The sequence below is a fragment of the Methanofastidiosum sp. genome, from assembly GCA_013178285.1.
Classification (GTDB): domain Archaea; phylum Methanobacteriota_B; class Thermococci; order Methanofastidiosales; family Methanofastidiosaceae; genus Methanofastidiosum.
Map to the genome: position 1 here is coordinate 24,357 of JABLXD010000002.1, position 25,271 is coordinate 49,627.

At 35.0% G+C, this 25,271-nt stretch carries 34 protein-coding genes, 1 tRNA gene and 1 rRNA gene; 11 read left to right on the plus strand and 25 right to left on the minus strand.

Annotated features, from left to right (window positions below; all coding sequences use genetic code 11):
- The 3 genes from HPY60_01620 to HPY60_01630 all read left to right on the plus strand — a co-directional run bounded on the left by HPY60_01620 (position 1) and on the right by HPY60_01630 (position 2,023).
- Positions 1 to 72 (plus strand) — tRNA-Gly (locus HPY60_01620).
- 88 nt (positions 73 to 160) lie between these two features.
- Positions 161 to 1,138, plus strand: coding sequence for a M48 family metalloprotease (locus HPY60_01625; GenBank protein ID NPV49882.1), 978 nt, complete (start codon positions 161 to 163; stop codon positions 1,136 to 1,138).
- 15 nt (positions 1,139 to 1,153) lie between these two features.
- Positions 1,154 to 2,023 carry a DMT family transporter gene (locus tag HPY60_01630; GenBank protein ID NPV49883.1) on the plus strand — a complete coding sequence of 290 codons (870 nt, stop codon included), beginning with the start codon at positions 1,154 to 1,156 and terminating at the stop codon, positions 2,021 to 2,023.
- Between the two features lie 50 nt (positions 2,024 to 2,073).
- Here the strand turns inward: HPY60_01630 and HPY60_01635 are convergent, their stop codons facing one another.
- Complete coding sequence (locus HPY60_01635) at positions 2,074 to 2,352, minus strand: hypothetical protein (protein ID NPV49884.1); 279 nt, start codon at positions 2,350 to 2,352, stop codon at positions 2,074 to 2,076.
- Between the two features lie 191 nt (positions 2,353 to 2,543).
- On the opposite strand from HPY60_01635, the gene HPY60_01640 reads away from it, so the two are divergent.
- Positions 2,544 to 2,825 carry a peptidylprolyl isomerase gene (locus HPY60_01640; GenBank protein ID NPV49885.1) on the plus strand — a complete coding sequence of 94 codons (282 nt, stop codon included), beginning with the start codon at positions 2,544 to 2,546 and terminating at the stop codon, positions 2,823 to 2,825.
- 1 nt (position 2,826) lies between these two features.
- On the opposite strand, the gene HPY60_01645 is transcribed toward HPY60_01640, so the two are convergent.
- Positions 2,827 to 3,069 carry a hypothetical protein gene (locus HPY60_01645; GenBank protein NPV49886.1) on the minus strand — a complete coding sequence of 81 codons (243 nt, stop codon included), beginning with the start codon at positions 3,067 to 3,069 and terminating at the stop codon, positions 2,827 to 2,829.
- A 108-nt stretch (positions 3,070 to 3,177) separates the two neighbouring features.
- On the opposite strand from HPY60_01645, the gene HPY60_01650 reads away from it, so the two are divergent.
- Positions 3,178 to 3,768, plus strand: coding sequence for an HAD family hydrolase (locus HPY60_01650; GenBank protein ID NPV49887.1), 591 nt, complete (start codon positions 3,178 to 3,180; stop codon positions 3,766 to 3,768).
- On the opposite strand, the gene HPY60_01655 is transcribed toward HPY60_01650, so the two are convergent.
- Entirely contained in the window at positions 3,757 to 3,900 is a 144-nt protein-coding gene (locus HPY60_01655) for a 50S ribosomal protein L40e (GenBank protein NPV49888.1), read from the minus strand. The genes HPY60_01650 and HPY60_01655 overlap by 12 nt on opposite strands.
- Positions 3,900 to 4,439: a DUF367 family protein gene (locus HPY60_01660; GenBank protein ID NPV49889.1), complete on the minus strand. Its 540-nt coding sequence runs from the start codon at positions 4,437 to 4,439 to the stop codon at positions 3,900 to 3,902. Before HPY60_01660 ends, HPY60_01655 begins: the two co-directional genes overlap by 1 nt.
- Positions 4,440 to 4,509: 70 nt before the next feature.
- On the opposite strand from HPY60_01660, the gene HPY60_01665 reads away from it, so the two are divergent.
- Together HPY60_01665 and HPY60_01670 are read left to right on the plus strand one after the other, a co-directional pair.
- Complete coding sequence (locus tag HPY60_01665) at positions 4,510 to 5,160, plus strand: HAD-IB family phosphatase (GenBank protein NPV49890.1); 651 nt, start codon at positions 4,510 to 4,512, stop codon at positions 5,158 to 5,160.
- On the plus strand, positions 5,157 to 5,390 hold the full coding sequence (locus tag HPY60_01670) for a hypothetical protein (GenBank protein ID NPV49891.1): 234 nt from the start codon (positions 5,157 to 5,159) through the stop codon (positions 5,388 to 5,390). The genes HPY60_01665 and HPY60_01670 overlap by 4 nt, the downstream gene beginning before the upstream one ends.
- Positions 5,391 to 5,402: 12 nt before the next feature.
- Here the strand turns inward: HPY60_01670 and HPY60_01675 are convergent, their stop codons facing one another.
- From HPY60_01675 to rrf, 11 genes are all read right to left on the minus strand, one after another.
- The gene (locus HPY60_01675; protein ID NPV49892.1) at positions 5,403 to 6,644 is read right to left on the minus strand and encodes an argininosuccinate synthase; all 1,242 of its coding nucleotides are present in this window, start codon (positions 6,642 to 6,644) and stop codon (positions 5,403 to 5,405) included.
- Between the two features lie 78 nt (positions 6,645 to 6,722).
- Entirely contained in the window at positions 6,723 to 7,826 is a 1,104-nt protein-coding gene (locus HPY60_01680) for a hypothetical protein (GenBank protein ID NPV49893.1), read from the minus strand.
- A 49-nt stretch (positions 7,827 to 7,875) separates the two neighbouring features.
- Positions 7,876 to 8,178, minus strand: coding sequence for a DUF424 family protein (locus tag HPY60_01685; protein NPV49894.1), 303 nt, complete (start codon positions 8,176 to 8,178; stop codon positions 7,876 to 7,878).
- A gap of 8 nt (positions 8,179 to 8,186) precedes the next feature.
- Positions 8,187 to 10,112, minus strand: coding sequence for a beta-CASP ribonuclease aCPSF1 (locus HPY60_01690; protein ID NPV49895.1), 1,926 nt, complete (start codon positions 10,110 to 10,112; stop codon positions 8,187 to 8,189).
- A gap of 58 nt (positions 10,113 to 10,170) precedes the next feature.
- Positions 10,171 to 10,788 (minus strand): archaeal proteasome endopeptidase complex subunit beta, encoded by a 618-nt coding sequence (gene psmB, locus HPY60_01695; protein NPV49896.1) that lies wholly within the window; start codon positions 10,786 to 10,788, stop codon positions 10,171 to 10,173.
- Positions 10,789 to 10,876: 88 nt separating this feature from the next.
- A complete protein-coding gene (infB, locus tag HPY60_01700; GenBank protein NPV49897.1) occupies positions 10,877 to 12,640 on the minus strand; it encodes a translation initiation factor IF-2 in 1,764 nt (587 codons plus the stop codon).
- An 11-nt stretch (positions 12,641 to 12,651) separates the two neighbouring features.
- On the minus strand, positions 12,652 to 13,089 hold the full coding sequence (gene ndk / locus HPY60_01705) for a nucleoside-diphosphate kinase (protein NPV49898.1): 438 nt from the start codon (positions 13,087 to 13,089) through the stop codon (positions 12,652 to 12,654).
- 33 nt (positions 13,090 to 13,122) lie between these two features.
- Positions 13,123 to 13,326 carry a 50S ribosomal protein L24e gene (locus HPY60_01710; GenBank protein NPV49899.1) on the minus strand — a complete coding sequence of 68 codons (204 nt, stop codon included), beginning with the start codon at positions 13,324 to 13,326 and terminating at the stop codon, positions 13,123 to 13,125.
- A gap of 4 nt (positions 13,327 to 13,330) precedes the next feature.
- Entirely contained in the window at positions 13,331 to 13,549 is a 219-nt protein-coding gene (locus tag HPY60_01715; GenBank protein ID NPV49900.1) for a 30S ribosomal protein S28e, read from the minus strand.
- A 4-nt stretch (positions 13,550 to 13,553) separates the two neighbouring features.
- Positions 13,554 to 13,919, minus strand: coding sequence for a 50S ribosomal protein L7ae (locus HPY60_01720; GenBank protein ID NPV49901.1), 366 nt, complete (start codon positions 13,917 to 13,919; stop codon positions 13,554 to 13,556).
- A 70-nt stretch (positions 13,920 to 13,989) separates the two neighbouring features.
- Positions 13,990 to 14,103, minus strand: a 5S ribosomal RNA gene (gene rrf, locus HPY60_01725).
- A gap of 129 nt (positions 14,104 to 14,232) precedes the next feature.
- On the opposite strand from rrf, the gene HPY60_01730 reads away from it, so the two are divergent.
- From HPY60_01730 to HPY60_01740, 3 genes are read left to right on the plus strand one after another with little or no spacing between them, the layout of a single operon-like run.
- On the plus strand, positions 14,233 to 15,828 hold the full coding sequence (locus HPY60_01730) for a tetratricopeptide repeat protein (protein ID NPV49902.1): 1,596 nt from the start codon (positions 14,233 to 14,235) through the stop codon (positions 15,826 to 15,828).
- A gap of 41 nt (positions 15,829 to 15,869) precedes the next feature.
- Positions 15,870 to 16,520, plus strand: coding sequence for a DUF116 domain-containing protein (locus tag HPY60_01735; GenBank protein NPV49903.1), 651 nt, complete (start codon positions 15,870 to 15,872; stop codon positions 16,518 to 16,520).
- Positions 16,520 to 17,164 (plus strand): DUF116 domain-containing protein, encoded by a 645-nt coding sequence (locus HPY60_01740; GenBank protein NPV49904.1) that lies wholly within the window; start codon positions 16,520 to 16,522, stop codon positions 17,162 to 17,164. The genes HPY60_01735 and HPY60_01740 overlap by 1 nt, the downstream gene beginning before the upstream one ends.
- Here the strand turns inward: HPY60_01740 and HPY60_01745 are convergent.
- The 6 genes from HPY60_01745 to HPY60_01770 all read right to left on the minus strand — a co-directional run bounded on the left by HPY60_01745 (position 17,161) and on the right by HPY60_01770 (position 21,905).
- A complete protein-coding gene (locus HPY60_01745) occupies positions 17,161 to 17,487 on the minus strand; it encodes a zinc ribbon domain-containing protein (GenBank protein ID NPV49905.1) in 327 nt (108 codons plus the stop codon). The two genes, HPY60_01740 and HPY60_01745, sit on opposite strands and share 4 nt — an antisense overlap.
- Positions 17,488 to 17,562: 75 nt before the next feature.
- The gene (locus tag HPY60_01750; protein ID NPV49906.1) at positions 17,563 to 18,819 is read right to left on the minus strand and encodes a DUF1566 domain-containing protein; all 1,257 of its coding nucleotides are present in this window, start codon (positions 18,817 to 18,819) and stop codon (positions 17,563 to 17,565) included.
- A gap of 150 nt (positions 18,820 to 18,969) precedes the next feature.
- On the minus strand, positions 18,970 to 19,872 hold the full coding sequence (locus HPY60_01755; protein ID NPV49907.1) for a radical SAM protein: 903 nt from the start codon (positions 19,870 to 19,872) through the stop codon (positions 18,970 to 18,972).
- 161 nt (positions 19,873 to 20,033) lie between these two features.
- Positions 20,034 to 20,378, minus strand: coding sequence for a hypothetical protein (locus HPY60_01760; protein ID NPV49908.1), 345 nt, complete (start codon positions 20,376 to 20,378; stop codon positions 20,034 to 20,036).
- A gap of 4 nt (positions 20,379 to 20,382) precedes the next feature.
- Positions 20,383 to 21,636, minus strand: a complete 1,254-nt coding sequence (locus HPY60_01765) for a tRNA (N(6)-L-threonylcarbamoyladenosine(37)-C(2))-methylthiotransferase (protein NPV49909.1) — start codon at positions 21,634 to 21,636, stop codon at positions 20,383 to 20,385.
- Between the two features lie 11 nt (positions 21,637 to 21,647).
- Positions 21,648 to 21,905, minus strand: coding sequence for a hypothetical protein (locus HPY60_01770; GenBank protein NPV49910.1), 258 nt, complete (start codon positions 21,903 to 21,905; stop codon positions 21,648 to 21,650).
- A gap of 192 nt (positions 21,906 to 22,097) precedes the next feature.
- Here HPY60_01770 and HPY60_01775 point away from each other — a divergent pair, with 192 nt between their 5' ends.
- Positions 22,098 to 22,637 carry a DUF998 domain-containing protein gene (locus tag HPY60_01775; protein ID NPV49911.1) on the plus strand — a complete coding sequence of 180 codons (540 nt, stop codon included), beginning with the start codon at positions 22,098 to 22,100 and terminating at the stop codon, positions 22,635 to 22,637.
- A gap of 24 nt (positions 22,638 to 22,661) precedes the next feature.
- Here HPY60_01775 and HPY60_01780 read toward each other — a convergent pair whose 3' ends face one another.
- The 4 genes from HPY60_01780 to hisB are packed head-to-tail and all read right to left on the minus strand — an operon-like array spanning position 22,662 to position 25,270.
- Complete coding sequence (locus tag HPY60_01780) at positions 22,662 to 23,318, minus strand: histidinol phosphate phosphatase domain-containing protein (GenBank protein ID NPV49912.1); 657 nt, start codon at positions 23,316 to 23,318, stop codon at positions 22,662 to 22,664.
- A gap of 4 nt (positions 23,319 to 23,322) precedes the next feature.
- On the minus strand, positions 23,323 to 23,946 hold the full coding sequence (locus HPY60_01785; GenBank protein NPV49913.1) for a bifunctional phosphoribosyl-AMP cyclohydrolase/phosphoribosyl-ATP diphosphatase HisIE: 624 nt from the start codon (positions 23,944 to 23,946) through the stop codon (positions 23,323 to 23,325).
- On the minus strand, positions 23,943 to 24,698 hold the full coding sequence (gene hisF, locus HPY60_01790) for an imidazole glycerol phosphate synthase subunit HisF (protein NPV49914.1): 756 nt from the start codon (positions 24,696 to 24,698) through the stop codon (positions 23,943 to 23,945). Before hisF ends, HPY60_01785 begins: the two co-directional genes overlap by 4 nt.
- Positions 24,698 to 25,270: an imidazoleglycerol-phosphate dehydratase HisB gene (hisB, locus tag HPY60_01795; protein NPV49915.1), complete on the minus strand. Its 573-nt coding sequence runs from the start codon at positions 25,268 to 25,270 to the stop codon at positions 24,698 to 24,700. Before hisB ends, hisF begins: the two co-directional genes overlap by 1 nt.
- Position 25,271 lies beyond the last annotated feature (1 nt).

The following is a 25,271-nucleotide window of genomic DNA, read 5'->3' on the forward strand; positions in this document are numbered from 1 at the left end:
GCGACTGTAGTCTAGTGGTTAGGACTGGAGCTTCCCAAGCTTCAAGCGCGGGTTCGAATCCCGCCAGTCGCACTTCTTCGAGAGATATAAATTTTAATTTCTTAAATAATTATAAGAAATGTTTAAATAATCTTAGATTTATTTCATTGTGGGTGAGAATATGTGGTTACAAGCAAGAATGTATATGTTAATTGGATTAATGTTCGTTATAATATATGGATTTTTACTTTTTGTAGGGGCCGCAGTTGGATATTCTGGCCAGAGTTTTGTTAACTATAGTGTCATCCTAGCATTAGGAATGATGTTTGTCCAATACATGATAGGACCAAAGATGGTTGAATCATCTATGAAAGTCAGATATATTACTGAAGGAGAAAATCCAAGACTTTACAGGATGGTTGAAGAGCAAGCTAGACTTGCAGGTTTAAAGAAAACACCTAAAGTTGGAACTTGCCCCACTCCAATGCCAAATGCATTTGCCTTTGGAAGATCGAAAGGGGATGCAAGAGTATGTGTGACAGACGGAATCATGAACTTACTTTCAGAGGATGAACTTAAAGCAGTCATAGGGCATGAAATATCTCATGTAAAACATAGCGATATGGCCATAATCACTCTTCTAAGTGCAGTTCCGATGATAGCATATTATATGTATATGTCTTCACTTTACGGAGGAGGAATTAGTAGAAGTAACGATAGAAATGCAGGTGGAACGGCCATAGTGGGAATTGCAGCTTTAATTGTTTACTTCATCACAAATTTACTAGTGATGTATGGATCAAGAATAAGAGAATATTACGCAGATAAAGGAAGTGCTGAAATAGGAAACGAACCCCATCAATTGGCATCTGCGCTATACAAGCTTACATATGGAACTGCAAAGACGCCAAATAGAGAAATACAAAGATTAGAGGGAATTAAGGCATTCTTCGTAAATGATCCAACTAAGGCAAGAGGGGACTTCAACGAGCTAACTGAGGTTGACAGAGACATGAGCGGAACTATTGATAGAAATGAGCTTGCGGCAGTTAGACATGGCGGAGTTAGAGTTGGTACATCCGCCAGCATAATGGAATTAATGAGCACACACCCCAATATGCTTAAGAGAATAAAACATCTCTCAGAGCTTACAAAATAAAGGAAAGGCAACTAAATGAAACCTAAGACGTTTATAGAACTGCTAGCGTTAGTCCTTATTTGGTCTGGCTCGTGGATTGCTATAAAGTGGGGATTAACAGAAATTCCTGCATACTCACTCGCATTCTTAAGGTTTCTAATAGCATGCCCAGTGATTCTTGTCATAACGTATTACTTGGAAGGAATCAAAAGTTTAAAGATTAATAAAAATGAAATAGTGGCATTTTCAATTCTTGGTCTTCTGGGCGTAACATTAGTACAGGGCATCCAAGTATATGCTCTAAAATTTACATCTGCTATAAACTCATCAATTCTAATAAATTTCAACGTTCCGTTCATAGCAATTTTTGCATTACTTTTTCTAGGGGAGCCACTTTCCAAAAAAACAGCGTTTGGCATATTTGTTTCCTTTATAGGTGCAGTTATAATTGTAATCAATGGATCACTCTCGGGATTTCAAAGGATTAATATTGGAGATATTTTGATAGTGTTGACTGGCATCTTCTGGGCCGCATATTCAATAGCAGGAAAAAAAACAATGGAGCATAGAACCCCACTTTCAATGACTTCTTTCACATTTCTTTTTGGTACAATTTTCTTATTTCCAATTGCCTTTCTTGAATCAAAATTTAATTTTGTTGGAAACATTACTTATTTGGGCATATCTTCAGTATTATATCTCTCTCTTTTATGCTCTGTATTTGCATATATATGCTGGAATAGATCAATGAAATGTGAAAAAGCTTCAAATGTCGCAATGTTCTTATACTTTGTTCCTGTCGTGACGGCAATAATGGCTTGGTTTCTTCTTGGAGAAGTAATAACTATCTTCACAATAATCGGGGGGGCCCTTGTAATAATTGGAGTTTACCTTGCAGAAAGATAATTCTTCTTATATATTTTATATATACCAATATTAGATATTTAAATGAAATCTTATTCTAAGAGATATTCAAGCATTTTCTCCTTGAATATTTCTGAACTGCCCCATTTGTCTTCAATTTCGCCTAAAGTCTTTCTTATGATCCCTACTTCTCCCATTACTTTCTCCAAAGTTTCTTCGTCTTTAATGTTCATCTCAGCAAGGATATTTATAATAAAAAGAGAGTTGCCAATGCAATCTACAAGTCTTGCCATGTCATGACAATGGGTCTCTAACTGAGAATAGGCCTCATTTAATCTAGTATTACACATTATCAGCTCATTTGATAACATTTTTTCCTCCAGTGCTAAAGGTTCATAAATGAACACTTATGGATATTATAACTAATATATAAATTTTTTGGTTTAATTTAAATAAATTAATAATAATTTAAAATAAATAATATATAATTAATAATTGATTATTAATAATCTAGCTTAAACTTATCAGTAAATCTTTTATATATTTCATAAAACTCAAATCCATGGTAAAAGAAGTACATGCGGCACATATATTAGTTAAATCCGAAGTATTGGCTAAAGAAATACTAGAAAAAATAAACAGAGGAGACAAATTCTCTGAACTAGCAAAAAAATACTCAGAATGCCCTTCGGGAAAAAAGGGTGGCGATCTAGGATTTTTTTCAAGACAGAAAATGGTAAAAGAATTTGAAAAGGCTGCTTTCGAAGGGAATGTCGGTTCTGTAGTTGGCCCTATTAAAACTCAATTTGGATGGCACCTTATTAAAATACTTGAAAAGAAATAATTTATCTTTTTAATTTTGTAACTATATCTCCCCAGTCATCATATATTAATATCTCTGCCATCTGGGTTTCTTCATTTTCTTTTATCACTAAATCCCCATACTTACTGAAAAATCTCATAAGATCCTTCAAGTCTAGAAATTCTTTGATCCAATAGTTATTATTTTGATTAAATTCTGCACCTTCACAGGGGGGGTCTTCTGGATTTGAACTGTTTTTACTTATCCTAGATATAACAAATTTCATTTTACCTCCTTCTGTTTTTTTATTTTACTCCAAATACTAACTATGTAGTTTAATTCTTATATATTTTACTATAAGAAAACTTAAATAAAGAACTTTTTCTTTACTTTCATGGAAGTTGAAGCTATTATTTTTGATGTTGATGGTGTCTTACTTGATTCTTTTGAAAGTTGGTTTACATCTTTTAATCAAACATTAGTTGAATTTGGAAAGGAACAAGTTGATAGAGAAACATATAGAAAGATATTCTGGGGCCCTTCAGTAGAAGAAGATTTAAGGAGATATAATCTAGGGGCAGATGCAGTTGAAGCTGCTTTGAGAAATCAAAGAAATAATGTTCATTTAATGAAACTGCATGAAAAAGTTCATGAAACTCTAGAATCTTTGAAAGGATTCAGACTGGGCGTAGCAACAAATACTCCTAGAATAAATCTTGACAAAACTTTTAACTATTTTGACCTATATAAATACTTTGAAGTAGTGATGTGTTTTGATGACGTACAGAGACCAAAACCTTATCCCGATATGATTCTAAAAGCTTCAGAAATCTTAAACATGCCAGTTACAAAAATGCTCTTTGTAGGGGACACAGAATCAGATATGGCTGCAGCTAAAGGTGCTGGATGTAATTTCATAGGGATAAAAATAGGAGATAAAAAAGTTGATGGAATAAAAGATTTACTACCTATTTTATACTCTTGATTCTTTAGCTTTTCCTCTCAATCCTGAATAACCACATTTTCTGCAGCTTTCAGCTTTCCAGGGATTTCTCGCGTTACATTTCATGCAAATCTTTACATGAAAAAGTCTCTTTTCTGCTAACTCGTTCTTCATTAAATCTCCTCTGTAGAACCCTTTCTGTTCTTAATCCCTTTTAAATATTTCTCTTGGAAATCTAAGACTTCGTCTCCATCCTTAGATTTCGAGTATCCTTCTAGTAATTCCATGTTTATCTTGAAAAATTCTCCACCCCAGTTAAAAGTAGATAGAAGTCTTTTTGCGTGCTCTTTCTCCCCCAGTATATACAATGCACCAGCAAAAGCTTCTGCAGTAGATAACTTACCTGGTTTCCCGTAGTTTACTGGATTTGATGGTACTAAAAAAGGCAGAATTCTTCCTTTTACTCGTGATTTTATTATATCAAAGCTCTTTTCTGCTTCAGCCCAAGAACAATCTAGGGCTGCAATGCCTTTCTTTGAATATTTTATATCTGCTGGTGACAAAACTTCCTTAGAAAATGGATTTAGCAAAATACAATTGTAGGGTAGGCCCATTACATTTTTTACGAATTTTACTTCGCCAAACTTTTGCAGTCTGTGAGCGGTGCATTTCTTAGGATCGTCTTGGCCTAAGTTATATACTATGAGCTTCACAAATGACAAATATTTTGGCCTAATAAAAGATTTTCTAAAGTTTTAAATAGAGCTTTCCTTTTTTTTAGTTATGCATAGCGCCATTGTCTTTGATCTAGATGGGGTAATAATAGAATCTCACTCTTCATGGGAAAGACTACATGAATATTTCGGTGCAGATGAAGAAAAAAGACAGGAAAATATGAATAGATATTTTTCCAAAGAAATAGACTATGGCCAATGGATAAGGGAAGATGTTTCTTTGTGGAGAAGGGATGGGAGATACCCCCATAAAAATCAAGTTGAAGACGCACTTAAGAATTATGTTTTTATTGATGGATCAAAAGAATGTATAAAAATCCTAAAGAAAAATGAATTCAAACTTTTTATTGTTTCGGCAGGGATTGATCTTTTGGCCCAAAATGCAGGCAGTGTTTTAGGAATAAATGATATTTGGGCGAATGGGTTTCAGTATGATGAAAAAGGCTACCTTACCGGTGGAGATGTCTGGCGAGTAGATTTATTGAGAAAAGATAAAGTGATGGATCAGATTATAGAAAAATATCATTTAAAAAAACAAGAAATTATTTCTGTAGGGGACTCTAAATATGACATTCCTATGTTTGAATTATCGGGTTTTTCAATAGCTTTTGATCCAAAAGATGAAGAAGTTAAAAAGAAAGCAGATGCAACTATTTGTGAAAAAAACCTTTTAAGGATTTTAGACTATATCGATTTATGAAGGATGCCCATATTGAAATTGTGTATATTCATGAAAAAGCAAAGGACATAGAAAGGCTCCTTAGAATTGAGGAAGATAGCTCTCCTTTTTACAAAACTAAGTCCCAAATTAAAACTGAAGGCAATATTCTAAAAATCGAAATAGAATCTGAAGACATTCCTGCATTAAGGGGTTCTTTTAATACTTTTATGAACTGGCTTATGGCCATTGAAGAAGGAATGAAATTATAAAAATAAAAAAAATTATTTTAGGCCAAGTGTTTTCTTGTTAAGAATAACTTTGTGTGCTTTTAACCTAATTGCATTAATTCTTATGAAGCCTTTGGAATCAGTCTGATCGAATCCACCCTCTACATCCATACTAGATAGATCTTTGTTGTATAGTGATGTTGGGGATTCCCTTCCGAGTATAAACACGTTACCTTTGTATAATCCAATGACTACTTTTCCATCGATGTACTCCTGACTCTTGTTGAATGCTGCCATCAAAAAGTCCATCTCGGGCGAGTACCAGAATCCGTTATAGATTAGCTCTGCAAACTTTGGTTCTAGTGTCTGTTTTAAGTGCATAACCTCTCTGTCCATTGCTATTCCTTCAATGTCCCTATGGGCTGCCCAAAGTATTGTTGCGCCAGGGGTTTCATAAACTCCTCTGCTCTTAATGCCTACAAACCTATTCTCAACGATGTCAATCCTGCCAACACCGTTTTCTTTTGCAAGTTCATTTAGATACAGGAACATCTCTAACGGTTTAGTTTTTACAGTTCCATTGTCTTTATTTGTTACCTTAATTGGAAGTCCATTTTTGAAATCAATTTCGATTACTGCTTGCTTATTAGGGGCGTCCATTGGAGATTTTGTTATCTCAAACATGTCTTCTGTGGGAGTAAGCATTGGATCTTCAAGAATTCCGGCCTCGTGGCTTAGATGCATTAAATTACCATCTTCACTGTAAGGTTTTGAAACTGAAGCCTTAATAGGTATACCTTTTGATTCCGCATATTTTATCAAGTCGGGCCTACCCTGGAACTGCTGTAAGTACTTTGGAATCTTCCAAGGGGCTATTACATGTATAGAAGGATTTAATGCATAATAAGTTAGCTCAAATCTAACCTGATCGTTACCCTTTCCAGTAGCTCCGTGCGCAACGTATTTTGCTTTTTCTTTTTGAGCAATTTCAATCTGTTTTTTTGCAATTAAAGGTCTTGCAAGTGAGGTGCCTAAAAGATACCTGTTTTCGTACATAGCATTTCCTTTTAATGCCTGAAATATAAAGTCCGTGACAAATTCAGACCTTAAATCTTCAACATAGACTTTCGTTGCTCCACATTTAATCGCTTTTTCTTTAGCGGCGTTGAGATCTTCATCTTGCCCTACATCTGCAATGAAACATATGACATCGTATCCCTCATCTATCAACCAAGTCAAGATAACGCTGGTATCAAGACCGCCAGAATAAGCCAAAACAACTTTATCTTTTGCCATTATAATCGCCGTGCATGAGGTATAAAGTCTGCTTAAAAGAATAACGACCAGGTTAAAACTTTTTATTCTCTATTTGTTTTAAATAATACTTTCTTGTTCAATAATAATTATTCGATTGCCCACTGTTGCAGCCTTTAAATTATCTCCTATTTTTAATTCGCGTTTTAATCGAATTTCCTCTTTTGAAATATAAAATGTTTCATAATCCCCAGAAAGCTTCATCATCTGGTACCTTTCAGGAGTAACTTCTGTAACCGATAGATCTATTATTTCAAGTAAATCTTTATCTATTATGCTAATTGTCTCTTTTTTAAGCTCCTTTTCAAACTCTTTTGCTTTTATACTTAAGATGCCCCCATCTTCAAGGGATGTGAGTTTGAAGTTCTCCCCTGCAATATCAAGTAAATAAAGGTGATTACGATAATATGCATATCTTTGGGCCAGGTTTTTTAATCTAACGGTGACCGTAGTTCTGTAAATCTTTTTTCCTGAATCCCTGTCAAGACCCATAAGTTTATGTGATTCTCCCATAGATCCACTGAATCTCTTGATAAGATCATTTGCAATCTTTCTTGCTGCAGATAAAGACCCCATATATACATCTATACCTTCTTTGAGCTCTTCTACTCTTGCTATAAATGCCATTCTATCTTTTGATATCAATCTATCAGAAAGTTCATCAATAATGGCCATTATGTCATTTGCTTTTTCTAGCTCTATTTTTTTCTCTTCATTTCTTATCTGAAGTATTGCTTCATAGTACCCTCCATAGAATCTTGAGCATCTCTGGCACTGCTCCCCAGAAAGTAGTATTTCAGTTGAAGCGCTCATGTCGAAAGAGGGGTCCTTGTGAAAAGGCCTTATCATAACATTTATTTTAGTAATGTTGCCTTCTTCAGAAAACTCAATTTTTGCCTGAATTTTCTTATTTTTATTAGAGAATTCTGAAACAAAGTCAATTTCTCCATTTGAAGAAACATTATTTTTGATAATTTCGTTTATAAATAAAGCCTTATCTTCAAGGGTGTTCCACCTGTTTGTGTAGTAGGAATTACAACTTTTACAGTAAGGAACTTTTATTCTAGAAGGTATCGAAAATTGAAATGATTCTCTTAAGTAGCACTCTTTGCACCTCCCATCTGTAAGGATATCCTCCTTGCCACAAACAAAGCATTTTTCCATAATACTAAGAAAGATATAATATTTAAATTACTTTTTATAGAATAATACCTTATAGCTTAGCCATTTGCGCATGTAAAGTTTTGTCTATTACTAGGATGCATTCTTTACTAATTAAGCCTTCTTCCAATGCTATTTTTATAATATCCTTGCCTACAAGATTAAGAATAGTGGCATCTTTCATATGTGGCAGTATATCCTCTTTTTGGCCCTTGTTTTTGCCATAAAAAGCTTTTTTTACATCTATTTTAATTCCCTTTTCATCACATGAGAAACTTTTGTCAAGAGTATCTTCATCACATACTGCCACGATTAACTCTTTTCCCTGGTAGTACAAAGCATAATAAAATTCCATTTTTTTACCTAACTTAATCTTATTGTTTCAAGATTTGAAGGGGCTTTTGTTTCAATTCTGAATTTCCTATAAATTGTACTTGCAAAGTCTGTGCATTTTGCAGGATCTCCATGACCAGTTATAATTTTTTCAGGTCTTGGATTTAATCTCTTAATAAATTCCATTAGCTCATTTCTATCTGAGTGCCCTGAAAATCCGTCAACAGTATAAACTTTCATCCTGATATTAATCAATTCATTTTTTCCGTTTGCCCCCATAAGAGGAAGTTCTGTCATTCCTTTCTGGACCTTTCTTCCAAGTGAACCCTCTCCTTGGTAACTGACAAAAACTATTGAGTTTCTAACATCGTCTGCTAATGACTTAAAATATTCTACTGAGGGCCCCCCTACAAGCATGCCGCTAGTTGCAAGGATAATACAAGGTGGCCCTTCAATTATGCTCTTTCTCTTGTCACTAGTACTTACATTTTCAAATGTTTCAGATAAGAATGGATTTTTACCCTGGTGGAATATCATTTCTCTTATCTCTTTTGAGAGGTATTCTGGATAAGCGGTATGGATAGCAGTTGCCTCCCATATCATTCCATCTAGATAAACTGGCATTTTTTCTAATGCCCCTCCTTCCATTAGTTCTTCTAGAACAAGCATGATTTCTTGGGATCTTCCGACAGAAAGTACTGGGATTAAGACTTTGCCCCCTTGGGAAGTTGTATCATAGATTATTTTTAAAAGATTTTTCTCTGCTTCCCCTCTGGGCATCTGCATGTCGTGGGATCCTCCGTATGTTGCTTCAATTAGTAATGACTCCAGACGTGGGAATTTGAAGCTAGCTTTTTCCAAAAGTTTTGAAGTTTCAAAGTTGAAATCTCCTGTGTAAACAATATTGTGAAGCCCATTTCCTACGTGTAAGTGAACCATGGCAGACCCAAGGATGTGGCCAGCATTATGGAATGTTAATCTGATATCAGGAGAGATATCCCTAACTTCTTTATAGTCAACAGGTATGGTATGATGGATGACGCTTTTTACATCTTTTCTTGTATAAGGTATGGGATTATTTTCTTTAGCTGCAATATCAATATAGTCTAACTGCAGCATAGTCATTAAATCCCTTGTAGGTGGTGTGCAGTAAACTGGACCTTCGTAGCCATATTTGTAAAGATAAGGAACAAATCCACAATGGTCAAGGTGAGCGTGACTTACTATTATTGCGTCAAGTTCCTTCGCATTAAGGATATATTTGAATTCAGGAGAATCTAAATGAGGATATGCATGTTTTGGATCACTAGTTGCTACATTGACCCCACAATCCAACAAAACTTTAGATTCAGGGGTCTGAAGTAGAATGCAAGACCTCCCCACTTCCCTAAATCCTCCAAGAAGAGTTACTCTAATCCATTCAGAACGTACATCCTGAGATCTATAAATTCTATGGCCTATCTTCTTTAATATAGACTTTCTCTCATCCGCCTCTTTTTGAAGTGTGGATCTGACAGCTTTTATTGTATCGGATTGTAAAGGGGGCGTCCTTCTTACGATAGGGGCCCATCTTACTACTCTTGTAATATCTCTCAATGTCTGCCCTGATTTTCCGATTACAAGCCCTGGTTTTTTTGCCTCAATTATTACTTCTGAAGCTGAGGGATCAAATGTTATATCAGTTATCTCCGCTTCTTCTGGAACAATATTTTTAATTTTGGCTACTGCTTCTTCTTCCGTAGTTAGAACAGCAGAATCAGGTTTTACAATGATCCTTTTTCTAAGATTCTTTGCTAGCTCTTTTACTATTTCACCGTCATCAACTAGCATTCCGGGATTTCTGGTGTATATAACGACCTCGGGGCCCTCAAAGTCTATATTAGTAATGACTGCGCCAGGAGGTATGTTTTCCGTTACAACGTTTTTAATTTCTTTAAGTATCTCCTCTGAAGACAAGAACTCACCTAATTTCTTAAGAATATGCGATAAATAATAATTAAAATAAAAAAGAGAATTAATTCTGATTCTTTATGCCCATAATTTCTTCATCAGAAAGTTCTCTGTAGCCGTCTTTATCGATAACGGCCATTGTAATGCCATTTCCAGTAGCAAGGTCCCTTTCTATTGCAGCGTTAATTGCCTTAATTGCAACAGATGCACCTTCTTCCCAGCTCATGCCATCTCTATACATAGATTCTAAAACACCGTATGCAACAAGAGAGCCTGATCCAGTTGAAATGGCCTTATCTTCATTTACTCCACCTATGGGGTCAATTGAATATGCTATTGGTTTTTCATCAAAACCTGCGACCACAAGCCATGCTATTAATGGGTAATACCTCTGGCCATGTAGTATGTGTGAAGTCAATGTGGCAAGTGACCTAGTAGACATCTTTGCGCCGTTTTTCATCTTGTATAGATTTACTTCGGCTCTTAAAGACCCTATCAAACTCTGAATATCACCTACACTACCTGCTACTGTTGCTCCAATGTAATCATCAATTTTGTATACTTTCTTTACATTTTTATGGGCTACTAAATAACCCATTGATGCTCTTCTATCTGTTGCTAATACTACAGCATCCTTACATACAATAGCTACTGTAGTAGTACCTTTTTTAATATCTTCCACTAAATCACCTCAAAATAATTAGTTAAATAATAAGAAGTTAACTGATTTTTATAACTTAAAATCATATTTAAATCTTTTGGTAATAAAATTATATTCCCCAAAGGGAGTCCTCCTTTCTCTTTATAACAATGAACTCTTCAAGTACTTCCTTTTCATCCTCTGTAAGTTCATTATAAATCTCAAATTTTAATTTTTTATAATCTGGAAGGGGAATATTGACATAAAGAATGTCACCTTCTTTAATCTGTCTGCCAACTGTTGGGCCATCAATTGCACATGCAATCTCTTTCCCCTGTAAAGCCTCTTTTAGGAAATCATTTTTATCTTTTAAAGTCTTTACAGTGCCTATATTCTTGCCATCATCTTTTATCAATGAAATATCGGTTTTTATTCTTCCACGCAATACTCTAACGCCCACAATTGCTGGCTTTGTAACTCTAAACACATGATGGTGCATCAATTCTATCTTTCCAGGCCTTGTTATGCCTTCAAACTTCTTTTTCTTTTGTTTTTCTAATTCCTCTTTCTTCCAAAGTTCGTAATCTTCGATTAATTTGTAAATTATGTCACTTTCAAATACTTTAATCTCTTCTTTTGCAGCTACTTCTTTTGCGTCTGGCAGAATTCTAGAATTAAAGGCAAAGACTACTGCAGAAACTTTGTCATCGATCTTGACAGATTTTGCTTCAATCATGTCCTGCTTTGTGACATCTCCTATGTCAGCTCTTCTAATATTAATCCCCAATTCTTTTAATTCCATGACAATTGCTTCAAGACTTCCAAGGGTGTCTGTTTTAATTATGACACCAGAACTATTATTTTCAATTTTAATTGATTTAATTTCTTTGGAGATTTCTTTCTTTGTCGCCTCTATATCTGTCGCGACATAAAGAGGAGAACCTGCCAATGCTTTTTCAAGATCTGGGGCAGAAATTTTTATACCTGCTGCCGCATATTGGGATTCAACTGAATCAAACTTCTTTCTTGGATCTCTTATCTCGTCAAGTGGTTTTGGTTTTAGTAAAGCCCTGACATTTGTTGAGTATATCCCATCTTTTCCACCAAAAACGATATTGTCTTTCCTCTTAATGACCCCATCGTACACAATAACATCTAAGGTCATGCCTAGACCTTTTTCTTCTTTAACCTCTAAAATTGTAGCTTTTCCGGGATCATTTTCATCTATTTCAAGTTTGTTCTTCAAGAATTTCTGGGAAAGCCCTGCAATAAGCAGAAGAAGGTCTGAAACTCCCATGCCTGTTTTAGCGGATATGGGCACCATTGCAATCTTTTTAGTGTAATCCGATATTTTATTATAAATATCACAATCGAAACCTTGTTCATACATCTTTGCTTGAAAATCCCATACTTTTTGATCGAGCATTAATTTGACGTTTTCGTTTTGTTGAGAGATTATCTGATTAAAAGAAGATTTTGGAATAATCTTAAACCCGTTAATTCTATCAATCTTGTTTAGAGCCATTACAAAAGGCGTCTTATAATTTTTCAAAATATTTATACTCTCTAAAGTTTGAGGTTGCAATCCTTCATTTATATCAACTATCAAGACAGCAAGATCAGAAAGAGATCCACCTCTGGACCTAAGATTGGTAAATGCTTTGTGTCCGGGGGTATCAATAAATAATAATCCCGGAAGTTTAATTCCCCATTTATCAAAATCTTGCCCACATATGGCCTTTACTGTATCAATTGGCACCTCTGTTGCACCTATATGTTGAGTTATACCTCCGGCTTCCCTTGAAGCAACGGCAGAACCCCTAATATAATCTAAAAGGGATGTTTTCCCATGGTCTACATGACCTAAAACAGAGATGATTGGCTGTCTTATCATTTAAACAACAATTATTTATTGTAGTTGAAAACTTCTTTATCACTGAAGAATAATGAAATCTCTCTCTTTGCACTTTCTGGAGAATCTGAAGCATGGATTACATTAAATATATCATTACCTTTCTTGAATCCAAAATCCCCTCTTATACTACCTGGAGCAGCTTTGTGAGGATCTGTTGCACCACATAAAGTTCTTATTACTGTTATTGCATCTTCTCCTTCGATTACTCCAAGAACAACTGGGCAAGAGGTAATGTAACCTATAAGACTGTCATAGAAGGGCTTACCAACGTGTTCCGCGTAATGCGTTCCAGCTTTTTCTTTAGAAATCCACTCCATCTTTAAAGCTGATATCTTCAATCCTTTTGCTTCTATTCTAGATAAAACATTTCCAATGTTTGATCTCATTATAGTATCTGGTTTTAAAATAATTAGAGTTCTTTCGCTCATGCTAAACACCAATTAAAAAAATATATAATAAAATTATTTTTTAGTCCTAAGGGCCTTTTCTTTTCTGTACTCTTCAGTCCACTTGACTTTTCTTGGCTTTCTGTTTAGGCCAACCATATTTCTTTCGCACTTATGGGTACAAAAATTATAGATAACTCCATCTTTTCTCACGAAAATAAGGCCTGTTCCGGGATCTATTGGATCTCCACAAAAAGAACAGTTAACTTTTCTTGGCATGGTCTCACCTTGGCGTCTTTATCTCCTTTGCTTCTCTTTCAGTTTCCTTTAGAACAACGATGTCCCCAACTTTTACCGGACCTCTTAGGTTTCTAGTGATGACTCTGTCTTTGTCCATTCCGTCAAGTACTTTGACCCTAACCTGGAATATATCTCCAGTTACGCCAGTACGAACGACAATCTCCAAAACTTCTGCCGGTATTCCACTATCAATCTCGGCCATTCAATCACTTTCTAAGTTCTTTTACCTTGACAATAATATCGTCAATAAGGTCCTTAGCTTTGCCTTCTTTTATTACTGCAACAGCTGCTGTTGATACATCAATACCTATTGCTGCGCCAAGCTCATCTTTTCTTGGAACATAGATATAGGGTATCTCTTTCTCGTCACAAAGTAGTGGTATGTGTGCAATGATTTCTTCGGGAGTAATATCCTCTGCAAGATAAACTAGTTTTGCAATACCTCTCTCAACAGCTTTTGTAGTTTCGTTTGCGCCTTTCTTTAATTTTCCTGTGTCCCTTACCATTTCAAGAGATTCGTAAGATTTGTTTGCTAACTCTTCTGGGACTTTAAATTTAACATAAACTGCCATTAAAACACCTCATTCCTCAAAACATATAGTTTTTCATCAGTCGGCTAGTATAAATAGCCAAGAATATAAAGGCCGGCGACGTTGTGATGTTCCCGCTACTAGCAGTACAAATCACGACGCAGAGAGTCTTAACTTCTGGGTTCGGGATGAGTCCAGGTGTATCACTCTCGCTGTGGTCGCCGTACCAATCCAGAATAATTGTGGTTGGTATTTAAAGCTTTCGATTACAGATTCTTAAAACTGTAAAAATTATTAAATAACAAAACAAATATACTTTTAAATGTTATTAGGTCATGCTTTCTAGGGTGCTTCTATGAGAAGATTATTTATTTTATGGATAATTGCATTAATGATTTTAAGTTTCCCGCTTAACGTTAATGCACAATCACAAAAAAGAGTTCTAATCGATGTGGCCCATGATGAGCCCATAAACTTTACAGCTGGTTACAATATGTTTCTTAGCCAGCTTACTAGCAGAGGATTTACTCTAGCCGAGAATAAAGTTCCTCTTACAGAAAATACTCTAAAAAATTATGATATACTCCTTATTATTGTTCCTAAAACAAATTTTACCCAGCAAGAGGTATTTGTTATTGAAAAATTTGTGAAAGATGGTGGAAGTCTATTACTTGTCGGTAGGGGCGGTAGTTCTCTTGATATTAAAAAAACAAGAGAAGTCCTAAATGAACTTACTATCAATATGGGAATTACATTTAATGATGATCTGGTCACAGACACACAAAACTACTATGATAATGATGCAACTAACGTCATTATTATTAATATGGTTGATGACCCCATAACAGAAGATATATTTAAAATCGCTATGAAATTGCCCTGTTCTATTTCCATATCATCTCAAAGCTCTAAAGCATTGATGAGAGGTTCACCACAAAGTCTCAGTCGACCGTACTTAAGTGATCCAGATAAATCAGACCCCACAACTAAAGACCCTTTAAATCCTATTTCTGGAACAGATATAATTGTTGCTGCAAGAGCGAATTTATTGAGTGGCAAAGTAGTGGCAATAGGATCTTCAACTTTTCTTGAGGATCATATGATTAGTAATTATGACCATCTAAGATTAATTTCAAATATCTTTGATTATCTATCCGAAAGCGAAACTGTTGTTACCCCTGAAGAAAAAGAATTGACTTACACTGAATTAGTCATAGCTGCAGAAGGGTATCTAAATGACAATAATTTTGATGATGCCATTAGTACGAGCGACAAAGCTATAGCACTTGATGCATCAAAATACGGCCCATACTTAATCAAAGCAAAATCACTTTGGAACAAGAGAAGGTATACTGAAGCTTTAACTGAGGTAAACAACGCCCTTGACAGAGACCCAGGGTATGAAGAGAGGATAGAGGCACTAATCTTAAAGGGGGATATACTACTTTCTCTTGGTAAATATGAAGAAGCGCTTTCAACTTATAATATTGCTAACGGATTAAATAGTAATTTATTTGGGGCTTGGTATGGGATCGCAAGGTCTCAGTATAATCTCGGGAACTATCAAGAAGCAATAGAAGCTATCAATACTGCACTTGATATTTCTCCAACAGATAAAGGTGCTAATGATTTCAAATCGATGCTTGTTTCAATAGGTGATGATGTAAGATTAGATGAAGCCGCTAGATACTTTAAACTAGCAGAGGATAGCTATCTTGCAGGAGACTACAAAAAGGCTAGAGAAAACTATGTAGAGTCAAAAAAACTTTATACTGAACTAGGTGACCAAGAGAAAGTAAGATTAATTGACTCAAAAATAAGTGCAATAGATGGAATGGCAATGGGCAAGAACACAATAGTTATTGTTCTTGGAGTTTTACTAGTACTCGGAGTTGGCCTTCTTGTCCTTCTACTTTATCTACTAAAACCTGAAATCTTTAAAAAATCATAATACAATTATACTTTTAAATTAAATTTTTTTATTCTCCTACAATGAATGGATTACCTAGTTTTTTTTCTGTATTGGGCGTTATATTTGTAATACTCATTATTATTTTTGGAATACTTCTTTTAATGGCAATTATTTTAATCTATAGGATAATTAAAAAGAATCAAATAATATTCCCTCGTGTCACTTTATTTCTTTTAGATACCCTTTACTATCCTCTAAAGAGATTAGTAGCGTCCCTAAATCTTGATGAAAGTGTAGTTGACAGAATAGAAATCGACATAAGAAATAATATTTTAAAAAATGAGTATTTTGCTTCAAAAATTAAGGACAGAATAGTTGTTTTCCCATACTGTTTAAGGTCGATAGAATGCAAGGCTCAAGTGAGTCCAGAACTGGGCGTCAACTGTATCAAATGTGGAAAATGTAAAATAGGTGAATTCAAAAAAGTGTGTGATGAAAATTCCATAAAAGTCTTCATTGCTCCTGGTGGATCATTTGTAAAAAGAGTTTTGAAAAGACATCCGAAGTCATCCGTTCTATTGGTCGCATGCCATGTAGAATTAAATGAAATGATGAGAATATTATCCTCAAAAAGAATAGCAGAATATGGAGTACTTCTAGATAAAACTGGATGCATTGAAACTGATGTAGATATGGAATTAGTAAAAGAGATGCTATTCGAGGTACATTAATGGTAGATATATTTGAAATACTAGGAATGATTTTAACTGCATTTTTTCTAATAGTGGTATTCATACTGTTGATTGCTATACTACTAATTCTATACTCTGTAAAGACAAAAAAAGTATTATTCCCTGGATTTATTTTATTTGTTCTTGATTTTCTTTATTATCCTCTAAAGATATTGACTGAAAAAATAGGATTGAAGAAAGGATACATCGATATGATCTCAAACGACATGAGAAATTTTATCAATTACAAAGAACTTTCTAAAATACCATTTGAAGATAGGATACTTCTTCTTCCACAATGTCTTAGAAAAATAGATTGTCCCGCAATACTCGATTCTATGTGTGGATTCAAATGTAAAAATTGTGGCAGGTGTGGAATAGGGGACCTAATCTGTTTCTGTGAAGAGAGGAATATTAGGGTATTCATTGTTCCTGGAGGGTCGTTTGTTAAAAAAGTAATTAAGCTTACTAGGCCTAAAGCGATAATTGGTGTTGGTTGCCATATTGAACTTAGAGAGGCCAGTTTAGTCTTAGATTATCTAAAAATTCCTGGGAGAGGCATTAATCTTGAAAAAGATGGATGTATTGAAACAAAAGTAAGTTATGAAAAGATAAAAAAAGCATTAATAATAAATGAAAATTAACCTAATTTTTGTCCACAGAATCTACAAAACTTGACTCCAGGCTCAAGAGCCTTTTGGCAGTTTGGACAGCTTAAGTCAGATTTAGGTTCATCTTCCTCAACGGGAGGCGTTTGTTTTTTTGTATGTACCGGTCCAAAAGGACTTTCTCTTGTATCAAGCCCTAATTTTTCGGCCATTATCTCTCTTGCAGCTTTAACAACAATGTTAGATACATCTTTGTCAATTTTTTTCTTAACTTCTTCTAAAATCTGATTTTTACCTTCTTCGCCTAAAAGTTTCACAAACTCAGGAATCTTAACTTCTAGATTAAATGTATCTTCCATAATATCACAGAATTTTTTTAACTTAAATATTTAATAAATCTTATGGTTTAAGGCAAATAAAAATAAATATAAAATCTATGTGATAGTAGCATTGTCATCTCGAACGCACCTTACATAGTTATATATTCTTATTACATCACCTTGAGGCCCGTGACCGTATGGATAATTTGCAGGATTGCCTGATTTTGGATCACTTCTTTGAGCTCCTGCTCCATGAACATCACTAAGGATGTATTGCCCTCTTGGATCTTTCATCCATCCTAAAGCTTCACCAAATGCTATATATACTGCAGAGCTTCCACCCATAGAGTTGGCATGGGTCGTGCTTGTCCAGTAGAAGGGATAATTTGTGTTTCCCTCTTCATCTTTTATTGGTGAAGTTTTAAAGATTGGATCAATTGCCGGAGAATTTGTTGTAGTTGGAGATCTAGTATAATCAACTATGGATTGTAATTCTTTTGCATTTGGCAGCCTCCAATCAGAGTACCCTGCTAAATTTATATTTTCAGCATATTCTAGAGCATCCTCCCAAGACATGGATTTACTACTATCGACCTTTTGCCACATTAAGCCTGTCGCTTTATCAGTAATTGTTCCATCGCCATTATCTACAAAATCATTTTTTCCATAATCTGGATTACCACGTACATAGATAACATAAAACTCTTTTTCACTTCCTCGGAGAATTAATCCATAGCCCTTAATACGGCCATCAGCAAAGTTTACTCCAAAGGCAGTTTCATCTCTTGTAGGCATAGTTCCGGAAACATATTTGTTACTAGAAAGGAATTGAGAATCTATAATACGTTCCCCCGCAGTTGTATCGCCATACTCAAAGACAAAATAGTTTGTATCAATAAATGGTTCTAGATTACTGGAACTAGTCATTTCAACTGGTGGATCAACTCCACTAAAAAGAATCAAAGAGTATAATTCCTTTATTGTCGGGAGTCTCCAGTCATCATAGCCTGCAAGAATAAATGAATCTGCTTTTGAAACTGCTTCGTTGTAGGTCATCTTTTCTCCAGGATCTTTTTGCCATATTAGTCCCGTATTAAGATCTGTTATAGTTCCATCACCATTATCTTTGTATGCTGGTTTATTCCCAAGATACTGTGCATCTTGACCATAGAACGCCACTCCAACTTTTGGACAAGTTATCTGTTTGGTATTATCGTAACACTTTGTTTGGCCTGTATCTACAATTGGATATGAAAAATATTGAATAGGGCTTGATTGTAGTTCAACTAAAGTCTTTTCTTGAGTTTCCTGATTTTGAGTTTGATTTATTTGTTCTAGATTATTGTTGTTCTCAGAGGATAAACACCCCATAATAGTTATTATAACTAGTAGGGCGGCAACAAATTTTAAAATGATCTTAGTATTCTTTGCCATTTCATTTCACCAAATTCTTAGGATACTATTATAGAATATAAACTTATAAAATTACCTTTAGAAAATAAATAATAGTTTATAATTAGTTTATTCGGTGAAATCTTCCTTTACTTTAGAAAGATCTACTGACTCTATTGAAGGAAAGTTGTAGATTGGACCTTTAGGAGATTCATTATAAAATGGTCTATCGCATGAGGGGCATCCCCTTGTAATAAAGATCTCATTCCTTAACTGAAATAAATATTCTTTTTCATAAACTATTTTTCCCTTATTAAATGAAAAATCTTCGAATCTTTTGATATCTGAAGTAATTAAATAACGGGCTAATTGAAGCTTCCTATAACTAGAAATATTTGGTGACGATAAATTTTCATAATAGGTTCCTTTAATTGGAGTAAATGCAAATAAAGATGGATAGATCCCAATATCATAAAGTCTTTGAAATACATTTATCATTTCCTCTTCTGTTTCCCCAAGCCCCGCAATCAAATGACATATGACATTAAAGTTTCCGAATATTTCTGAAGAGGCTCTAAGGCCTTTCCAAGTTTTTTCCCAACTGTAATATGGCTTCATTTCTTTGAAGATATCTTTTCTTGCACAATCAAGTCCAATCCCGATTTTATCAACATCGCCGTATAGATTTTCAATGCCTTCATAATTTCTTAATGATAGAGAAACAGACATTGGAAGCTTCTTTGAAAATTTTGAGATTATTTCTTTAATCTCAAAGATAAAGTTATCATGATTAACACTTTGGATGCAGATTCGTTCAAAATTAGATTCGATATGAGGTATAGCCTTCTCTAAATCAAAAGAATACCAAGGTAATCTCGAAAGTTTAGATTCCTCCTTTGACCTAATGCAGAAAAAACATCCGGCGTTACATTGCCCTTCCATCATCAAATAACAAGTTCTTTGGTCTACTAGTGGTGTACCTTTCTTAAGGCCGATTTTTACAGCCGATCCCAAAGAGAGTAAAACATTCATGATAATCAACATTATAGTATTGTTAAACAATATTACCGAAAGCTTTATATATTAGTGTAACAATAATAGTATATAATTATGAGCGCCATTATTAAATATTGATTAATGGTGTTGCTCATCTTTTTCCTCCATTTTCCCTCCAGGGGGGTTGAAAAACCCCCCTAAACAATCTTATCCGTGTATTTCTTCCATTCTTCCTTCCCAAATCTTTTTTGCATAATTTCAAACTCTGACAAAAAAGAAGACTCTAAATCAATCTCAAATGAATTTGCAAGTTGCATTAATAAGGATAAAATCTGTCCAAATTCTCTCTTTAGATTCTCGTAATCTGCATCTTTATCGTTTCCCATTCCGCTTTTTTTGTATCCGTCTTTGTAAAGAATGTATTCTCCAACCTCAGACAGTTCCTCATATAGGTGTATTAATACTAGAGAAGGGGGAAATTTATCCCATCCACGCTCTTCACAAAATACTCTATCTTTCCTCTGTATTTCCTTTAAATCCAATAAATCACCTTCTTCCAATAAGGTATGTGGAAGTTGCATCTTCAATATCTACTCCGGTGAACTTTCCCACCACTGCATCTTCTAAAATAACAGGTTTGTTGTTATATATTCTTCCCGTGAACGTTCCATCCCTATTTTTCTCCGTTATCAATGCTTCAAAGCTTCTACCAATGTAAGATCTATTTATTTCAGAGGATATCTTTTTCCTTAGAAGATTCAATCTTCTGGACCTCTCCTTAACAATCCATGTGGGTATCTGCTTCATTTTAGATGAATCTGTCCCTGGCCTTGGTGAAAAACGAGTTAGATTAATCTTGTCTGGCCTTATCTTCTCTATAAGCTTGTAGGTATTTTCAAATGCGGACTCATCCTCGGTAGGAAATCCAACAATTATATCCGTACATAGATAAAGGTCTTCTATATTCTTTCTAAAAAGTGAAACTGTATCTAGGAATTCTTTGACCGTGTGCCTTCTATTCATATCTGAAAGAACTTTGTCATCCCCTGACTGAACAGGTACATGTAGAAATCTATACATGTGAGGATCTTTGTAAACTTCAACTAATTCCTTTTCAAATTCTTTTATATGATTTGGATTTGCCATCCCAAGTCGTAGCATAAATTTATCGTCTATACTGAAGGTCTTTTTTAGAAGGTTAATGAGAGTTTCACCCGTGTCGATTCCATATGCAGCTGTATCCTGAGAGGTAAAAAGTATCTCTTTATATCCGTTTGAAAGAGCTTCACTTACTTCTTTTACTATGTCGTCTATAGGAAAGCTATGGACACTACCCCTTGCAAACCTTGTGCAGCAGAAACTACACCCACCTGCACATCCTTCTGAGATCTGAACAATTGCAGAAGTTGATTCATCCCTAATCTTCTTAAATGAAGTTTTTGGCCCAAGTCTCCTATTATCCTCAGAGATGAAGATTTTTTTATCTTCAGAGAGTACAACTTCGACTATATGATCTAAATCATTGGTGCCTATAATCCCCGAGACTCTTTCATCTATTGCTTGGAGGTTAATTTTAGGAAGGCACCCTGAGACAATGACTCTTTTATTTTCAAGTAAAGATGAAATTCTTAAGACAATCTTTTTCTCAGTTTGCCCTTTGACCCCACAAGTATTAACAATTACAGTATCTGCTTCATCAATTGAATCAACAAGAAAGTCTTTCAAAAGATATTTTAATATCTCGCTGTCTCCTTTATTCTGAGTACAGCCATAAGTTTCAATGAAAATTTTACGCTGCATTTTTCTAAACGCTACCCTATCGAATTAATGATTGAAGGCAGAAGTTGAATTACTATGTACACGGCAAATATTACAATCAATATTTCCAATATCTTCTTAGCGTAGTCGAATCCCAGCCTAAGTAGAACTAAAAGAATTAATATTCCAACTTCATTTACGGCACCCTCTGGGAGGAATCCATTTGTTAGGGTAGAAATTTCTTCTGCTATGAACTCGCTGAATGAAAGTATGGCCTCTACAACATTTATGACAAACTGCCCTATATCCATATTTTTAAAATTTAAGAATATACTTATAAGAGTTTTGCAGTTTTGTAAAGTAAATTTTATAAGGTTGATTTATACTCGACAAATAAAATTATTAAAAAAGAGGTGAGCATATTGTCAATTTTAGATTCATTTAGAAAAAATCCATATCAAATAGCAGGCAGTTTACTATTCCTTGCAGGTGTAATTGCCATAATGGGGATAATAACGGCCGAAATTTTCTATCCTTCAGGGTATTCCACTTCAAACAGTGAGATAAGTGATTTGGGTGCAACTCGTCCTCCAAATAGTATAATCGTTCAGCCCTCTGCAGTTATTTTCAACTCGACAATGATTATAACGGGCATAATGACCTTGATAGGGGCATATTGCGTTTTTCTTATCTATAGGAAACTTATCTTTAATATTCCCTTTGGAATATTTGGTCTTGGCATATTAGGTGTTGGGATATTCCCGGGAAATGTCGAATTATTACACCCTCTGTCTGCATTGATAACTTTCATTTTTGGAGGTATTGCAGCCATTACTTCTTCAAAGGTATTGGATTCTCCATTTCGATATGTTTCAATCTGTCTTGGGGTAGTTGCGCTCTTCTTCCTTTTCTCTGCCGGTTTCTTTATTCCCCTACTAGGTGGTGGGGGAACAGAGAGATGGGTAGCCTATCCTATTGTTATGTGGCTAGTAGGATTTGGAGGGTATTTGCTCGGAGTAAATTCTAAAATTAAAAAAGATTAAAGGCAAATATTGCCTATTTATTTTTTACAATATTTTTTCAAGCAATATCTTGGGATTTTCTTTTATTACTTGTATTGCAGCTTCTTCTTTTAGGCCTGCACCTAAAGCTACTGTATATGCAAATTCCTGAGTAATTAAGTTGCTTGGAGAATGCGTATCTGTATCCAAAATAAAGTTTTCGCCCAAAGAGGCAACACGTCCATTTCCAATATTGTGGCCCCCTCTTGCAGTAATCTCTAAGAAGATATCTGATTTATTTGCAAGTTTGGCGTCTTTTTCTTCAATTATTCCTGGATGCGCAAGGATATCAACTTCGCCACTTTCAATTGCACTTCTATTTGTTCCTGGCATTACAGGCTCTACAGGTGTTTCCCCATGAACAACCACTATTTTTGCCCCAAGTTTTTTTGCTTTCAATGCAAGTTTTTTAATAGTCTCTGGAGGGACATGAGTAATTTCAACTCCAGGAATTACTGTTATATCCCAATATTGATTGAGTTCTTCAGAAACTTTTACGAGATTGGGAACAATAAACTCAATATTTGAAGCATCTGCATGATCTGTTAATGCTATAGCTTTGTGGTCCAAAGCTCTTGCACGTCTTACAAGTTCTGTAGGTATAAGCTCACCATCAGAAAAGATTGTATGTGTATGAAAATCATATCTTTTTCCTAAATCCATTTATTCACTTCCTTCTTTTTTTTAATTCCTCTAATACTGATTCCAGTTTGATGTCTCTTTCAACTAATAAAACAAATAAGTGATAGATTAAATCAGAAGCTTCTTCAACTGTTCTATTCTTGTCTTCAGAATAGGAGATAATTACTTCGCTTGACTCCTCGCCAATTTTTTTAAGTAGGAGATTCTTATCAGTAAGCAATTTTGTTGTATACGAATCTTTTGGAAGCTCTTTCTTTCTTTTTTCAATTAATTTGTAAAGTTCATCCAAAATATAAAGCCCGCCTTCGAAGGATTTTTCACCAATTATTTTTCCATCAAGTTTTCTAAAATAACATGTTGGGTATCCTTCGTGGCATGCTGCACCAACTTGCTCAACTAAGATTAAAATAGAATCTGCATCACAATCATATCTAATCTCTTTGACCTTTTGGATATTGCCAGATGATTCTCCCTTAAACCAGAATTTCTGTCTGCTCCTTGACCAAAAACAAGTTCTGCCAGTTTCAAGTGTCTTCTTAAGAGATTCCTCGTTCATATAGGCCGTCATAAGTACTTCTTTTGTATTATACTCCTGAACTATAGCAGGGATAAGTCCTTTTTCATCCCACTTTAAATTAAACTCACTCATAATCTTACCGAAACATTTTTTGATCTAAGGTATTCTTTTACCTTTCTAATTGAGTGTTCTTCATAGTGAAAAATTGAAGCTGCAAGTGCTGCATCGGCTTTGCCTTTAGTCAATGCATCATATATGTGTTCAGCATTTCCTGCCCCGCCTGAAGCTATAACAGGTATCGTCACAGCTTCTGAGATGGCTTTTGTCAGTGATATATCATAGCCATCTTTTGTACCATCTGCATCCATGCTTGTAAGAAGAATTTCCCCACATCCAAGATTTTCAGCGTTCTTTGCCCATTCAATTGCATCTATGCCTGTTGGTGTCCTTCCTCCATGTGTATATACTTCCCAACTGTTTCCTTTTCTTTTAGCATCAATTGCTAGAACTATGCATTGACTTCCAAATATTTTAGAGGATTCCTTTATCAAATTGGGATTCTGAACTGCAGACGTATTGAGACTTACTTTGTCTGCACCTGCACGTAATATCGCCTTTATATCTTCAATATTTCTTAATCCTCCCCCTACAGTAAATGGAATAAATACTACATCTCCAGTCCTTTCAACTACATCAACCATAATATTCCTTTTATCCGATGAAGCTGTGATATCAAGGAACACCAATTCATCCGCACCTTTTTCATCATAAAGCTGTGCCATCTCTACTGGATCTCCTGCGTCTCTGATATCTACAAATTTTATTCCTTTTACAACTCTTCCCTGGTCAACATCAAGACAAGGAATAATTCTTTTTGCATGCATTAAATCACACCCTTTGTTGAAAGTAGATCAATTCTCTCATTGAATGAAGTCGCCATCAAGAGAGCTTTTCCGAATGATTTGAATACCGCTTCCATCTTGTGGTGGTCATCATCTCCATAAAACTCCTTTATGAAAAGATTCAATGGAACTTTCTGGGCAAAAGAATCGAGAAAATGCAAGAATAGATCTGGTGATACTTCTTCAATCTTATCAAACTTGAAATTTAGGTCAAATTTTGTATAGTGTCTTCCCCCAATATCAAGGGAAGACATGACTAGACTATCGTCCATGGGTACTGTGGCAAAGCCCACCCTATTGATACCTTTTTTATCCCCTATAGCCTCTGAGAAGGCCATCCCCATAGCTATCCCTATGTCTTCAACAAGGTGGTGAGTTAAATCGCCTTCCGCCTTTATCTCTAAATCAAAAAGGCTATACCTAGAAAACGTTTCAAGCATGTGATCAAAAAATTTCTTTGATGTTGAGATTTTATATTTACCCTGACCGTCAATATTCAATTTAATTTTAATATCAGTTTCCTTTGTTTTTCTCTCTATCTTTGCTTGTCTCAAA